The sequence below is a fragment of the Bifidobacterium asteroides genome, assembly GCF_003202755.1.
GTDB classification, from domain to species: Bacteria; Actinomycetota; Actinomycetes; order Actinomycetales; family Bifidobacteriaceae; genus Bombiscardovia; species Bombiscardovia asteroides_F.
Genome location: NZ_QGLK01000001.1, coordinates 375,976 through 388,798, shown reverse-complemented (window position 1 = coordinate 388,798; position 12,823 = coordinate 375,976). Strand labels below are relative to the sequence as shown.

At 62.6% G+C, this 12,823-nt stretch carries 14 protein-coding genes; 10 read left to right on the top strand and 4 right to left on the bottom strand.

Annotated elements, in window-relative coordinates; translation table 11 throughout:
- Positions 1 to 18: 18 nt before the first annotated feature.
- Both rph and DKK74_RS01470 read right to left on the bottom strand, forming a co-directional pair.
- Positions 19 to 783, bottom strand: coding sequence for a ribonuclease PH (gene rph / locus DKK74_RS01475; RefSeq protein WP_046322477.1), 765 nt, complete (start codon positions 781 to 783; stop codon positions 19 to 21).
- Between the two features lie 65 nt (positions 784 to 848).
- Positions 849 to 1,487 carry a Pr6Pr family membrane protein gene (locus DKK74_RS01470; RefSeq protein WP_046323644.1) on the bottom strand — a complete coding sequence of 213 codons (639 nt, stop codon included), beginning with the start codon at positions 1,485 to 1,487 and terminating at the stop codon, positions 849 to 851.
- A 103-nt stretch (positions 1,488 to 1,590) separates the two neighbouring features.
- Between DKK74_RS01470 and DKK74_RS01465 the strand changes: the two genes are divergently transcribed.
- A complete protein-coding gene (locus DKK74_RS01465; RefSeq protein ID WP_110412443.1) occupies positions 1,591 to 2,937 on the top strand; it encodes a nicotinate phosphoribosyltransferase in 1,347 nt (448 codons plus the stop codon).
- Positions 2,937 to 3,956 carry an aldo/keto reductase gene (locus tag DKK74_RS01460; protein ID WP_110412442.1) on the top strand — a complete coding sequence of 340 codons (1,020 nt, stop codon included), beginning with the start codon at positions 2,937 to 2,939 and terminating at the stop codon, positions 3,954 to 3,956. Before DKK74_RS01465 ends, DKK74_RS01460 begins: the two co-directional genes overlap by 1 nt.
- 25 nt (positions 3,957 to 3,981) lie before the next feature.
- Here DKK74_RS01460 and DKK74_RS01455 read toward each other — a convergent pair whose 3' ends face one another.
- Positions 3,982 to 4,293: a DUF3039 domain-containing protein gene (locus tag DKK74_RS01455; RefSeq protein ID WP_024627652.1), complete on the bottom strand. Its 312-nt coding sequence runs from the start codon at positions 4,291 to 4,293 to the stop codon at positions 3,982 to 3,984.
- A gap of 62 nt (positions 4,294 to 4,355) precedes the next feature.
- Here DKK74_RS01455 and coaD point away from each other — a divergent pair, with 62 nt between their 5' ends.
- The 8 genes from coaD to DKK74_RS01415 all read left to right on the top strand — a co-directional run bounded on the left by coaD (position 4,356) and on the right by DKK74_RS01415 (position 12,032).
- Entirely contained in the window at positions 4,356 to 4,865 is a 510-nt protein-coding gene (coaD, locus tag DKK74_RS01450; RefSeq protein ID WP_046322473.1) for a pantetheine-phosphate adenylyltransferase, read from the top strand.
- Complete coding sequence (locus DKK74_RS01445) at positions 4,862 to 5,554, top strand: cell division protein (RefSeq protein WP_110412440.1); 693 nt, start codon at positions 4,862 to 4,864, stop codon at positions 5,552 to 5,554. Before coaD ends, DKK74_RS01445 begins: the two co-directional genes overlap by 4 nt.
- Entirely contained in the window at positions 5,551 to 6,171 is a 621-nt protein-coding gene (locus DKK74_RS01440; RefSeq protein WP_110412439.1) for a YceD family protein, read from the top strand. The genes DKK74_RS01445 and DKK74_RS01440 overlap by 4 nt, the downstream gene beginning before the upstream one ends.
- Positions 6,172 to 6,235: 64 nt before the next feature.
- Positions 6,236 to 6,430, top strand: a complete 195-nt coding sequence (rpmF, locus tag DKK74_RS01435; RefSeq protein WP_015021378.1) for a 50S ribosomal protein L32 — start codon at positions 6,236 to 6,238, stop codon at positions 6,428 to 6,430.
- 105 nt (positions 6,431 to 6,535) lie between these two features.
- Positions 6,536 to 7,297: a ribonuclease III gene (gene rnc, locus DKK74_RS01430; RefSeq protein ID WP_110412438.1), complete on the top strand. Its 762-nt coding sequence runs from the start codon at positions 6,536 to 6,538 to the stop codon at positions 7,295 to 7,297.
- 217 nt (positions 7,298 to 7,514) lie between these two features.
- Positions 7,515 to 9,455 carry an acetolactate synthase large subunit gene (locus DKK74_RS01425; protein ID WP_110412437.1) on the top strand — a complete coding sequence of 647 codons (1,941 nt, stop codon included), beginning with the start codon at positions 7,515 to 7,517 and terminating at the stop codon, positions 9,453 to 9,455.
- A gap of 14 nt (positions 9,456 to 9,469) precedes the next feature.
- Positions 9,470 to 10,024 carry an acetolactate synthase small subunit gene (gene ilvN / locus DKK74_RS01420; protein WP_029677724.1) on the top strand — a complete coding sequence of 185 codons (555 nt, stop codon included), beginning with the start codon at positions 9,470 to 9,472 and terminating at the stop codon, positions 10,022 to 10,024.
- A gap of 43 nt (positions 10,025 to 10,067) precedes the next feature.
- Positions 10,068 to 12,032: an ABC-F family ATP-binding cassette domain-containing protein gene (locus tag DKK74_RS01415; RefSeq protein ID WP_110412436.1), complete on the top strand. Its 1,965-nt coding sequence runs from the start codon at positions 10,068 to 10,070 to the stop codon at positions 12,030 to 12,032.
- A gap of 2 nt (positions 12,033 to 12,034) precedes the next feature.
- Here the strand turns inward: DKK74_RS01415 and DKK74_RS01410 are convergent, their stop codons facing one another.
- The gene (locus DKK74_RS01410; protein WP_110412808.1) at positions 12,035 to 12,760 is read right to left on the bottom strand and encodes a type 1 glutamine amidotransferase; all 726 of its coding nucleotides are present in this window, start codon (positions 12,758 to 12,760) and stop codon (positions 12,035 to 12,037) included.
- Positions 12,761 to 12,823 lie beyond the last annotated feature (63 nt).

The window sequence follows — 12,823 nt, the reverse complement described above, 5'->3', positions numbered from 1 at the left end:
AAATGCCCGCCCCGGGCGTCAGTCAGCTGCCAGAGCCTTGCGCTGAGCGGCCTGAAGCTCCTTGTTCCCCTTGGATGCAAGGTCCAGCAAAAGGCCGAGCTCTTGACGGCTGAAGGGGCGATGCTCCGCCGTTCCCTGTATCTCTATGAAATCGCCGGAGCCTGTCATTGACACGTTCATATCAGTCATGGCCCGGCTGTCTTCCAAATAGGGAAGGTCCAGCATGGGCTTGCCATCGATGATGCCCACCGAGACGGCCGAGACGCAATCCTTGGTCACCTTGTCGGCGCTACGGATGTGATGGTGGTCCTGGGCCCATCTGAGGGCATCGACCATGGCCACATAGGCGCCGGTGACTGAGGCGGTACGAGTGCCGCCGTCGGCCTGAAGCACGTCGCAGTCAAGCTGAATCTGATTCTCGCCCAGAGCCTTCATATCCACCACACCGCGCAGGCAACGGCCTATCAGCCGGCTGATCTCCTGGGTGCGGCCGCCGACCTTTCCCCGGACCGATTCTCGTGCAGTCCGGTCGCTGGTGGCCCTGGGAAGCATGGCATACTCGGCCGTAACCCAACCCAGGCCGGAGTCCTTGCGCCAACGGGGCAGCGTCGGGGTAAAGGAGGCGGTGCACATAACCCGGGTCTTGCCACACTCGATCAGCACCGATCCCTCAGGCGCCTCCGTCCAATGCCTGGTGATGACGACCGGTCGCAACTCATCAGCCGCCCTGCCGTCAGGCCGTAGCACGGCACCCTCCTGGAGCATGTCCTTGATAGCAACCATCAGTGATGATCCTTTCCGTTCCGCCCAGGCTCCCCTGGTCTGGTCCCCATTATTCCGTCAGCCGTCTACCGATCAATGGTCAGCGGTGTCTTGGCCGGCAGGATGCGATCGATCAGGAAGATGACCAGCGATAGGGCGAAGAAGACGACCAGGTACTCAGCCAGGTTAACCATCAATTGGGCCCAGCCCAGGTGTCCGAGGTCCAAGAAGGCATAGGGGTAGGGGTTTCCGCCCGGCTCCGGTCCTGAATGAGGCCAAATGGCGGCCCTGATCAGCACAAAAGCTACGTAGAAGGGGAAATAAATCAGCCAGGTAAGTACGTTGTGCCAGTGGAAACGACGATGAGGGTCGAACAAGAGGAAGTCCACCGATGCCAGGATGGGGCTGATGACGTGAATCATCCATGTGGTCCGGATGCCCAGGACCAGCTTGTAATCCGTACTGTTCAGCCCCAGAACCAGAATGGCCACCAACCCGGTGATGACGATGTAGAGCGTCAGGCAACCTTTGAGCCAAGCTGGAGGCTGGATGCCCTTGAGCAGGGTGGCCGCTCCGGCCCAGAGCATGACCAGACCTAAGGCGATATTGGTCTGGAAAGTAAAATAGACCCACTTATTGCCGATCCCCAGCAGCCAAGCCTCGTAGGTGCCGCCCAGGCAGAAAAAGGCGATCAGCAATCGGTAGATACCCACAACGAATCTCATGCGGACCAGCTTATCCCGACCGTGGGAGGGCAGGGCGAGCCAGGTGGTCAGAGGATTAGACTGGGTGCCAACCAAAGGCTTTTCCACCCACAAAGGGGAAGATATGAACGCCGAAAACAACAGTAGGGACACCGGAACCTCCACGGCTCTGATGACCGATATGTACGAATACACCATGCTGGACGCCGCCTTGCAGGACGGCACGGCCGGACGCCAATCCGTCTTCGAGGTCTACACCCGACATCTGCCGGCAGGACGCCGCTACGGAGTGGTAGCAGGCACTGGGCGGATTCTGGATGCGCTGGCGGATTTCCAGCCCAGCGAGGATGAGCTTCGCTTTTTGTCCGACCGTCACATCGTCAGCCAGACCACCATCGACTGGCTGGAGCACTTCCGCTTCACCGGTACCATCCGCGGCTACCGGGAGGGCGAGATATTCTTCCCCGACTCCCCCATTCTGCAGGTCGAAGGCAGCTTCGGCGAGTGCACCCTGCTGGAGACCCTGATTCTGTCCATACTCAACTACGACTCGGCCGTGGCCTCGGCTGCCTCCCGCATGGTCACCGCAGCCAAGGGCCGGCCCTGCATGGACATGGGCGCGCGTCGGGCCAACGAATATGCGGCCGTAGCGGCAGCCAGAGCGGCCATAGTCGGTGGATTCCAAGGAACCTCAAACTTGCTGGCAGCCAAAAAATACGGTTTCAAGGCCATCGGAACCGCAGCCCATTCATTCACCCTCCTGCATGACAGCGAGCGCGAGGCCTTCCAAGGGCAGATTCAGGCCCTAGGCAAGGGAACAACCCTACTGACCGACACCTACTCCATCGAGGAGGCCGTAAGGACGGCCGTCGAGGTGGCCGGACCAGAGCTGGGCGGGGTCCGCATCGACTCCGGAGACCTGGGCTCGCTGGCCCAGCAGGTCCGCGCCCAGCTGGACTCACTGGGAGCCACCAAGGCCACCATCACCGTCACCAACGATCTGGACGAGTACGCCATCGCCTCCCTGCAGGACGCTCCGGTTGACTCCTACGGGGTGGGCACCATGCTGGTCACCGGTTCGGGAGCCCCCACCTGCGCCATGGTCTACAAACTGACCGAGCGGGAGAACTCCGACGGGGTTATGCAGGCCGTCGCCAAGAAGTCGGTGGGCAAGGCTTCGGTGCCGGGACGCAAGCTGGCCTACCGTTCCTACCACAACGGAGTGGCCGACGCCGAGCACGTCATTTCGGGTGCCGAGGAGGCTCTGGCAGCCTATAAGCCTGAGCAGGACTGGCGGGATCTGCTGGTCACCTATGTGGACCATGGCCAGAACATGCCACAGTACCAGGGTGGGCAGGCCGTTCTGGATGCCCGGGAGCACCGGGCCAAGGCCCTTGAGGAGATGCCCATCAACGCCCTGAGCCTGATGAAGGGCGAACCAGTCCTGCCCACCATAGTGAGGAGCATCTGATGAGCGTGCAATCCGAAACCTACCAGCCCGACCCGAGCCGATACGATTCCACAACCTACCGGCGCTGCGGCGACAGCGGCCTGAAACTGCCGCCCATCTGCCTGGGCTGCTGGCACAACTTCGGTGACACCACGCCCCTGGAACATATGCAGGAGCTGTGCACGACGGCCTTCGACCATGGCATCACCCACTTCGACCTGGCCGACAATTACGGGCCCGGACCAGGCGCCGCCGAGCGCAACATGGGAATCATCCTGCGACGGTGCTTCAGCCACCACCGCCAGGAGCTGGTCATCTCCACCAAGGCCGGTTATGAAATGTGGCCCGGCCCTTACGGGGACTTCGGCTCACGCAAGCATTTGCTGTCCGGACTGGACCAGAGTCTGAAACGGCTGGGACTCGACTATGTGGATATCTTCTACCACCACCGCCCCGACCCGGACACGCCTCTGGAAGAGACCATGGGTGCCTTGGCCCAGGCGGTCACCAGCGGCAAGGCCCTCTACGTGGGACTGTCCAACTACGACGGGCCGACCATGGCACGGGCCTCGGCCATCCTGACCGAGATGCACGTCCCCTTCGTCATCAACCAGAACCGCTATTCCATCTTCGACAGAACCATCGAGGACAACGGTCTCAAACAGGCAGTGCTGAAAGAAAAAAAGGGACTGATCACCTTCAGCCCGCTGGCCCAGGGACTGCTGACCGACCGCTACCTGCATGGGATTCCCGAGGACAGCCGGATTCGTGCCGACGGTCGCTTCCTCAAGGAGTCCGCCCTGACCCCACAGCGGCTGAAGCAGATCCAGGCGCTGAACGACCTGGCCCGTCAACGCGGCCAAAGTCTGGCAGAGATGGCCCTGGCATGGCTGCTCAGGGACCCCGCTGTCACCTCGGTGCTCATCGGCGCCTCCAAGCCCGAGCAGATTCTGGATAATCTCAAGGCTGTGCAGTCGGCCGATTTCAGCCAGGAAGAGCTGGAGACTATCGATCGGATCGCCCTGGGCAAACAGTCCTGAAGCAGCCTGGACCGCTCGGTAGCGATCAGTGGCTGCCGCCGGTCATCTGTTCGTAGATGCGCTTGCAGTCCGGGCAAACCGGATACTGGGAGGGATCATGCTTGGGCACCCAGACCTTGCCGCAGAGAGCTACGACAGGCCGACCGGTCAGCTTGGACTCGGCGATGCGCTCACGGGAGACGTAGTGGGCGAACCGGTCGGCATCGCCCTGGTCGTTCAGCCGGGTTTTCTCGGCGGTCTCGGTGTCCGGACGGTCCAGAACGGCCGTACCGGTGCCCTGGTCGGGGTTCTGCTCCCGCTCCGGATCCTCCATGCGAATGCTCTTGCTTGCAGTCATGACATCTATGGTACGGCGGCGAGCTGCACGTTCGCTCCCTATGACGCGCTACGCTGAGAATCATGACTATCGCTGTATGCCCTGGCTCATACGATCCGGTCACTTCCGGCCACATGGATGTGATCGAACGTTGCGCCTGCTTCTTCGAGACGGTCCACGTGGTTGTGGCCGTCAACGCCGCCAAGACCCCCATGTTCAGCGAGCAGGAGCGGGTGGCCATGATCCGCCGGGCCCTGGACGAGGACGGGTACCCGAACATCACCGTAGCCTCTACCGATGGCCTGATCACCGACTACTGCCGTAAGGTGGGTGCCTCGGTCATCGTCAAGGGACTGCGGCAGAACGGGGACTATGAGGCCGAGCTGGGTATGGCCCTGGTCAATCGCAAGCTGTCTGGGGTTGAAACGCTCTTCCTTCCAGCCGATCCGGTGCGAGAGCACATCTCCAGCACCATCGTCAAGGACGTGGCCAGACACGGAGGGGATGTCACCGGTATGGTCCCCGACAGCGTCGTGAACGCACTGATAGGCACATTGCACAGGGACACACCGCACACGGAAAAGAGCCAATGATGAACGAGCAGACCCAGGAAAGGGACGATAACGAGCCTATCGATGACTCGACCAGAACAAGCGTCCCTAGGCACGCAGTCGACATGAAGGACCTGCCCGACCTGCAGGAGGATAGAAGCGAGAGCGGGAATCCTCGATCGGAATTCACCACCGTCTATGACATCATCGACCGAATCCAGGCCATGCTGGATGAGGCCAAGGCCCCCATTTTCAGCCCGGGACTGGTCAAGGTGGACCGAGACGAGCTGTCCGACGACCTCAATGAACTCAAGAAAATGCTGCCAGTGCAACTGGAGCGGGCCTCGGCGCTCATGAGGGAGGCGGAGCGTCGGCTGAACACGGCGCAGACCCAGGCCAACGCCACCATATCCGATGCCCAGAGTCGAGCTGCGGACATCGTCAAGGAGGCCGGTGAGCAGGCCCGCTTCCTGGCCGGCCAGGAGAATGTGGTGGCCATAGCCCGGCAGAATGCCCAGACCATCATTGACACGGCCCAGGCCCAGGCAGATCGTCTGGTCCAGGGAGCCAATGGCTATGCCGCCCAGGTCATGGGCGAGCTTGACACCCAGCTGGACAAGATGGGTCAGGATGTGCGTGCCGGCCTGGAGGTTCTCCACCAGCGTGAGCAAGAGGCGGCGCGTAGCATGAACACGTCAGCTCCGGACCAAGGAGAGGAGACGCAGGGATGAGCAGACCGGAGGATTCCCCCTGGGCGGTTTCAGTGGCTCAGGTGTCGACGCGAGCTGGGCAGAGCACCCGGGTGGACCGTGATTTTCCAGCCCCGGAAGGCATCGGCGACCAGGTGGTGGGCATTCCAGCGGGGACACCTGTACATGTAGAGGGCGATATCGACTCCCTGGTGGACGGTCTTTTGTTGCAGGCCCACATCAGCGTGCCTTTGAACACCGAATGCACCCGCTGCCTGAGGCCCGTCAATGCCAGCATCCAGGACGATCCTGTGGTCTTCTTCCCATACAAGGAGCCCGAACCTGAGCCGACCCATGGCAAGGAGGAGATTCTGGCCGAACAGGAGGAGGCCAGCGGCCAGACCTACCCTCTGGTCAGCGGAGGCGCCTTCATGGATTTGGAGGCCCTCCTGCGTGACACCCTGGTGGAGGCCCTACCCCTGCAGCCCTTGTGCAGACCCGACTGCCGGGGCCTGTGCCCCCAGTGCGGCATGGATCTGAATGACCATCCCGATCACCACCACGAGATAATGGACGACCGCTGGGCGGCCCTGGAGGGCCTGAAGCAGCGTCTGGAGCAGGAGGAGAACCCCGGCAGCGCCGGCCAGGCTGGCGAATGACCGGAGGTTGCGGTAGACTGCTCTACGCTTAAGCTCGAAGTATTCGATCGAAACAGAGGACAATATGGCACTGCCAAAGTACAAGACCTCGCGCGCCAACACCCATTCTCGGCGCGCCAACTGGAAGACCCAGGCCGCCGCTACGGTGACCTGCCCCAACTGCGGAGCTCCTGCGCTGCCGCACATGGCATGCCCCAGCTGCGGCATGTACCGCGGGCGCGTCTACCGCGACGCCATTCGCTCGCAGTTCAGCAAGTGAGCCGATCGGCGATCGACACGCAATGAGAGAACCCCGGCCATCGACGGGTGGCAGGGGTTTTTCCATATCATCGGACGGCAAGGCCGGGAAAGCGAGAAAGACCATATGCAGCAGGAGGAACAGGAGCAAGTGGATTCCGGCAACCAGGCGGCTGAGGATCTCTTCCAGGCCCTAGGTGGCAGGATCAGCCCGGAGTTGCTGGTGCACGCCCTGACCCATCGTTCCTTCGCCCATGAGCACCCAGGCATGCCCAACAACGAACGGCTGGAGTTCCTGGGCGACGCGGTTCTGGAACTGGTGGCCACCGAGACCCTGTACAAGGTTCATCCGGACATGACCGAGGGCCAGCTGGCCAAGATGCGGGCCAAGGCGGTCTCCGAGGAGGCCCTGTCGGCCATCGCCCGGGAGAAGCTGCATCTGGGGCAGTATATTCTTCTGGGCCGGGGAGAGAGCGAAAACGGCGGGGCCGACAAAGATTCCATACTCTGCGACACCGTCGAATCGCTAATCGGGTCGGTCTTTCTTGAACATGGCATCGAGGGTGCTCGGGCTACCGTCCATACCCTTCTTGACGACACCCTGGCCGAGGTAGCCACCGAGGGGCCGGCGCTGGATTGGAAAACCTCAATCACCGTGAAGGCCCACAAGCTGGGCTTGGGCGAGCCCCGGTACGCTATGGCGGTTTCCGGGCCGGAATACGCCCAGGTTTTCACTGCCGAGCTGCGACTGGCGGACGGCGGGACCGTGATTGGCAAGGGCCGGGCCAGCAGCAAGCGGAAGGCCCAGCTGGCTGCTGCCGCGCAGGGGTGGAAGCAACTGGACAACCAGGATCTGCTTGCTACCCTGCGCGCCGAGCAATCAGCCTGAGGTTCCTGTCGGAATTCCGGCATGCGGTACTGCGCCAACGCCCCGACCAGACCCCTGTTTAGACTATGGGCATAACCCGGAGGCACGCCGTCACAAACGGCATAGGTGCTTCCTCCTGATCGGAATTCGTCCGCCCACCCCGCCGACGCTCCGACAGGTTCGTATTTCGACATGCACGGCCGCAGGTCGGCGCGCAGTCTGGAGGTCGAGAGGAAACATGAGTCTGCCGACACCTCTGCAAGCGTTCAGCTCAGTACCCAAGAACTGGGACAATGACGACAAGGATGTCCCCGCCCAGGGCGAGCCCATGACGGGTGCCCAGGCGCTTATTCGGTCCCTGGAGGATTTGGGGGTCACCCAGGTCTTCGGCGTTCCGGGAGGGGCCATTCTGCCCGCCTACGACGCCATTGACGAGCAGGTGCGCTTCAACTTCACACTGACCCGCCACGAACAGGCCGCCGGTCACGCAGCCGAGGGCTATGCCGTCTCCACGGGCAAGGTGGGGGTCTGTCTGGTGACCTCCGGCCCCGGGGCCACCAACATGGTCACCCCCATAGCCGATGCCATGATGGACTCGGTTCCCCTGGTGGTGGTGACCGGCCAGGTGGGCGTGGACTCCATCGGCACCGATGCCTTCCAGGAGGCCGACATCGTGGGCATCACCTACCCGGTGGCCAAGCACTCCTATCTGGTGACCAAGGCCCAGGACATCCCTCGGGTCATGACCGAGGCCTACCACATCGCCCGCTCGGGAAGGCCGGGCCCGGTAGTGGTGGACCTGAGCAAGACCGCCCAGAATGGCAAAATGCTTTACTCCTGGCCCCAGGAGATGATCCTGCCCGGCTACAACCCGGTGACGCGGGCCCATGGACACGTCCTGGATGATGCCGCCCGGCTCCTGGTCCAGTCACACAGGCCGGTCCTGTATGTGGGCGGCGGAGCAGTCCGGTCAGATGCCCGTCGGCAGGTCCAGGAACTCGTTCGGGCTACCGGTGCCCCCATGGTCACCACCCTGCCTGCGCGAGGCATCGTGCCCGACTCCGATCCAGCAGTTCTGGGAATGCCCGGCATGCACGGAACGGTGGCCGCCAACGGGGCCATCCAGCATTCCGACCTGCTGGTGGCCGTGGGCACACGCTTCGACGACCGGGTGACCGGTAGCCTGGAGGACTTCGCACCGGTGGCCCGGGTCATCCACATCGACATCGACCCGGCTGAGATCGGCAAGAACCGGCAGGCGGACGTACCCATCGTCGGGGACGTGGGCCAGGTACTGGACGATCTGATCCCGGCGCTCAAGGCGGCCCAGCGCACCTGGGGCAAGCCCGACCTCAAGCCCTGGTGGCGACTGATCGACGGTTGGCGGCACGACTACCCCACCACCTTTGAGCCCAGCCCGGACGGCACCCTGGCCCCCCAGTGGGTGGTCCAGACCCTGAGCAACAAGGCCGATCCGGATACCATCTGGGTATCCGGCGTGGGTCAGCACCAGATGTGGGCCAGCCAGTTCATCGACTTCGAGCGCACCCGCTCCTGGGTCTCCTCCTGCGGGCTGGGAACCATGGGCTACGGTCTGCCCGCCGCAATAGGTACGGCAATCGGCACCCGGGAAGAGGAATACCCGCGGCCTGTCTGGCTGATCGACGGGGACGGCTCCTTCCAGATGACCTCCGAGGAGCTGGCCACGGCCGGGCAGGCGGGACTGCCCATCCGCATCGCCATACTCAACAACTCGGTCTACGGCATGGTCCGCCAGTGGCAGACCCTCTTCTACGGCAGCCACTACTCCCAGACCAACCTGGAGGACGGCGGCGCCAAGCCCACAGACGGCAACGGCATCCCCGACTTCGTCAAACTGGCCGAGGCCTATGGCTGCCTGGGACTGCGGGCTTTTACCCAGGAGCAAGCCCTGGAGGCCATCGATAAGGCCAACGCGGTGACCGACCGCCCGGTTCTGATCGACTTCCGCGTCTGGAAGGATGCCATGGTATGGCCCATGGTCCCGGCAGGCGCCTCCAATGACACCATCATCTACAAGCCTGGCGTGCAGCCCCTGGCCGGCATCCGTCCGGAGCAGGAGCAGCCCGAGCCGCATGAGCAGACCGGAGCCGACCGGGCAGCCATGGCCAGCGACGCCGCCGGTCGCATGAACAAGTAGGAAAGGGGCACCACATGGCCAATTATCCAGCATCCAAGCCCGGTTCCGAACGGCACACCCTTTCCGTCCTGGTCGAGAACCGCCCCGGCGTCCTGGCCAGGGTGGCCGGCCTGTTCGCCCGGCGCGCCTTCAACATCAACTCCCTGTCCGTCTCGTCCACTGAGCGAGACGACATCTCCCGGATCACGGTTACGGCAGACGTGGAGGCCGTCCCCCTGGAGCAGATCATCAAGCAGCTCAACAAGCTACTGCATGTGCTCAAGATCGTCGAACTCAAGGGCGACGAGGCCGTGGAGCGCGAGCTGGTTATGATCAAGGTCAAGGCCAATGAACGCAACCGCTCCGACGTGCTGGAGATTGTCAAACTCTTCCGCGTGCGCGTGGTCGACGTCCACCCCGAGTCCCTGACCATTGAGGCCACCGGGGCCGAGGGCAAGTTGGAAGCCCTGCTGCGTCTGCTGCGTCCCTTCGGCATCATCGAGCTTGTCCGTTCGGGCGCCGTGGCCGTCACTCGGGGACCCCGGGCCCTGAGCGAGAAGGTGCTGGGCTCCCAGATCACCGATCGCTGATCCCCAGGTCTCCCATCCAAGGCTGGCGGTAGATTGGGGAATCATGCCCATCTATGATCTCGGTCTGGAACACGTCGCTCTGTCATTCGCCACCAAAACCATCTTTACGGATGTGACGCAGGGCATCTTCGAGGGTGATCGAATCGGCATCGTGGGCCGAAACGGCGACGGCAAGTCCACCCTGCTGCACCTGCTGAAAGGGACCCAGGAACCCGATCAGGGCCGGGTAACCATGCGCAATGGACTCACTTTCGGCATGCTGGACCAGCGTGATCCTCTGAAGAATGAGGACACAGTCCGCAAGGCGGCCTTGGAGAACCGACAAGACTACGAATGGGCTGCCGACCCTAGATCCCGCGAAATCGTCGAGTCCCTTTTGGGCGGCATGGAGCTAGAGGCCAAGGTGGGCACCCTGTCGGGCGGTCAACGCCGCAGGGTGGATCTGGCACGGCTGCTGCTCCGAGATTGGGACATCCTGGCCCTGGACGAGCCGACCAATCATCTGGATCTGCTCACCATCCACTGGCTGGCCGAGCATCTGAAGAACCGCTGGGCCAAGAATTCCGGAGCCCTGCTGCTGGTCACCCACGACCGCTGGTTCCTGGACGAGGTCTGCACCTCCATGTGGGAGGTGCATGACGGAACCATCGACCCCTTCGAGGGCGGCTACAGCGCCTACATGCTCCAGCGGGTGGAGCGCGAGCGCCAGGCGGATCTGGCCGAGACCAAGCGCCGAAACCTGGCCCGCAAGGAACTGGCCTGGCTGACCCGAGGCGCCCGGGCCCGCTCGACCAAGCAGAAGTTCCATGTCAAGGCCGCGCAGGAGCTGATCGCCGATGTGCCACCCATGCGCAACAGCCTGGAACTCAAGAGGATGGCCACCTCCCGCTTGGGCAAGCAAGTGGTGGACTTGGTAGACGTGACCAAAATCTATCCGGGGACCGACTCCGATGCCGCCGAAGGCAAGGACGACCGAGTCCCCTCCCCTCATGCCGAACGCCCTCTGATGGGCTCGGTGACCGTGGCCGCTGATCCTGGCAAGGATGACGAAAACATCCATGACCGCCCGAGCACTGCAGCGGCCGACACCCTCACCATCAGCGGGCACAAGGTCCTGGACGACGTGACCTGGCTGATAGGCCCCGGCGACCGATTCGGCATCGTAGGCGCCAACGGAGCGGGCAAGTCCACTCTGCTGGGCCTGATCGACGGCAGCGTGGCTCCCACGGCAGGACACGTCAAAGTGGGCAAGACGGTCCGCTTCGCGGTGCTGACCCAGCGTCTGGATGAACTGGAGAAACTGGGCCGCTATCGGATCAAGGAGGTCCTCAGCCGCTACAAGCCCACCTATCTGGTCGAAGGCAAGGAGGTGTCCCCGAGCCAATTGATGGAGCGCCTGGGCTTTGAAAGCTCCCAGTTGATGACCAGAATCGGCGACCTGTCTGGCGGGCAGAAGCGCCGCATGCAGCTCCTGCTCATCCTGCTGGACGAGCCCAACGTGCTGATCATGGACGAGCCAGGCAACGACCTGGATACCGACATGCTGGCCGTCATGGAAGACATGCTGGACTCATGGCCAGGCACCCTGATCGTGGTCTCCCACGACCGCTACCTGCTGGAGCGGGTGACCGACCAGCAGTTCGCGCTGATCAACGGCAAGGTGGTTCATCTGCCAGGCGGCGTCCAGAATTACCTGGATATGGTCGAGTCTGCCGACCGGGAGGCTGCGGATGCTCCAAATCAGACATCAGCCGAGGAGGCCAAGAATCCCAATCAGGCCAAGGTCGAACGAGTCGCCAGACGAAATCTGAGCAAACAGGCTTCTGCCATCGAACGCAAGTTGGCCAAGCTGGCCGATCAGCGCAAGGCACTTGAACGGCAGATGGCTGACCACGACCCCGGCGACTATCAGGGCCTCAACGAACTCAACAGCAAGCTCAAGGATCTGACCGAGCAATCGGATCAGCTTGAGGAGGAGTGGCTGACCATCGGGGAAGAGCTGGAGTAATCTCAGGCGGCAGCCAGCTGGGCGGCCTGGGTCGAACACCGGGCTGCGAAGGCGGAGAAGATGGCATCGGCCAACGGCTGCATCTGCGGCATCCCTTTGATAAATTCGTCGCGCATTTTAGTGATCTTGGACTTTTTCATAGAGCCAACCATGCTCGGCACCTGCATCCACTCATCGAAGATGGGCGCCGTTACCTCCAGGTGGAACTGCAAACCCAGGGCCGACCCAAGTCGAAAAGCCTGAACCTTGGTGGCCTGGGAGCGTGCCAGGAGCTTGGCCCCTGGCGGCAGGGTGACTTGGTCCGCATGCCAGTGCAGCACATCCGTGTTCTTGTTCCACATGGCCACGTCGTCGTCCTGCCCCACCCAGCGGATGGGTCCCATGCCGTATTCGGGATCCTGGTCCCGCATCAAGGTGCCTCCCAATGCCCGCGCCACAATCTGATGCCCCAGGCAAATCCCCAAAATGGGCTTGTTGGCAGCCATCGCGGCCTTGGCCAGCTTGGTCTCCGCCTTGAGACCGGGGTGATGCGCGTAATCGTCAGCCGACATGGGCCCGCCCATGATGACCAGTCCTGCCAACTCACGCGAGCGCGGCAACTCGGGCTTCTTCTCGTCCACGATATTGGTGATCTCAGTGTCCAGCCCGCACTCCTGGAGATTGTCGAGAATGCGACCCGGCTTCTCCCAATCAACATGCTGGACTATCAGCACCCTTGGTTTCGCCATGACTCCATTCTTGCACATATGCTGTCGGTCCGCGTCCGCAAGCTCTGCATTTCCTCTTGAACA

Bases quoted from the DNA above. Each gene is read 5' to 3' on its own strand.
- rph (WP_046322477.1), bottom strand. From the start codon at position 783: ATGGTTGCTATCAAGGACATGCTCCAGGAGGGTGCCGTGCTACGGCCT.
- DKK74_RS01470 (WP_046323644.1), bottom strand. From the start codon at position 1,487: ATGAGATTCGTTGTGGGTATCTACCGATTGCTGATCGCCTTTTTCTGC.
- DKK74_RS01465 (WP_110412443.1), top strand. From the start codon at position 1,591: ATGAACGCCGAAAACAACAGTAGGGACACCGGAACCTCCACGGCTCTG.
- DKK74_RS01460 (WP_110412442.1), top strand. From the start codon at position 2,937: ATGAGCGTGCAATCCGAAACCTACCAGCCCGACCCGAGCCGATACGAT.
- DKK74_RS01455 (WP_024627652.1), bottom strand. From the start codon at position 4,293: ATGACTGCAAGCAAGAGCATTCGCATGGAGGATCCGGAGCGGGAGCAG.
- coaD (WP_046322473.1), top strand. From the start codon at position 4,356: ATGACTATCGCTGTATGCCCTGGCTCATACGATCCGGTCACTTCCGGC.
- DKK74_RS01445 (WP_110412440.1), top strand. From the start codon at position 4,862: ATGATGAACGAGCAGACCCAGGAAAGGGACGATAACGAGCCTATCGAT.
- DKK74_RS01440 (WP_110412439.1), top strand. From the start codon at position 5,551: ATGAGCAGACCGGAGGATTCCCCCTGGGCGGTTTCAGTGGCTCAGGTG.
- rpmF (WP_015021378.1), top strand. From the start codon at position 6,236: ATGGCACTGCCAAAGTACAAGACCTCGCGCGCCAACACCCATTCTCGG.
- rnc (WP_110412438.1), top strand. From the start codon at position 6,536: ATGCAGCAGGAGGAACAGGAGCAAGTGGATTCCGGCAACCAGGCGGCT.
- DKK74_RS01425 (WP_110412437.1), top strand. From the start codon at position 7,515: ATGAGTCTGCCGACACCTCTGCAAGCGTTCAGCTCAGTACCCAAGAAC.
- ilvN (WP_029677724.1), top strand. From the start codon at position 9,470: ATGGCCAATTATCCAGCATCCAAGCCCGGTTCCGAACGGCACACCCTT.
- DKK74_RS01415 (WP_110412436.1), top strand. From the start codon at position 10,068: ATGCCCATCTATGATCTCGGTCTGGAACACGTCGCTCTGTCATTCGCC.
- DKK74_RS01410 (WP_110412808.1), bottom strand. From the start codon at position 12,760: ATGGCGAAACCAAGGGTGCTGATAGTCCAGCATGTTGATTGGGAGAAG.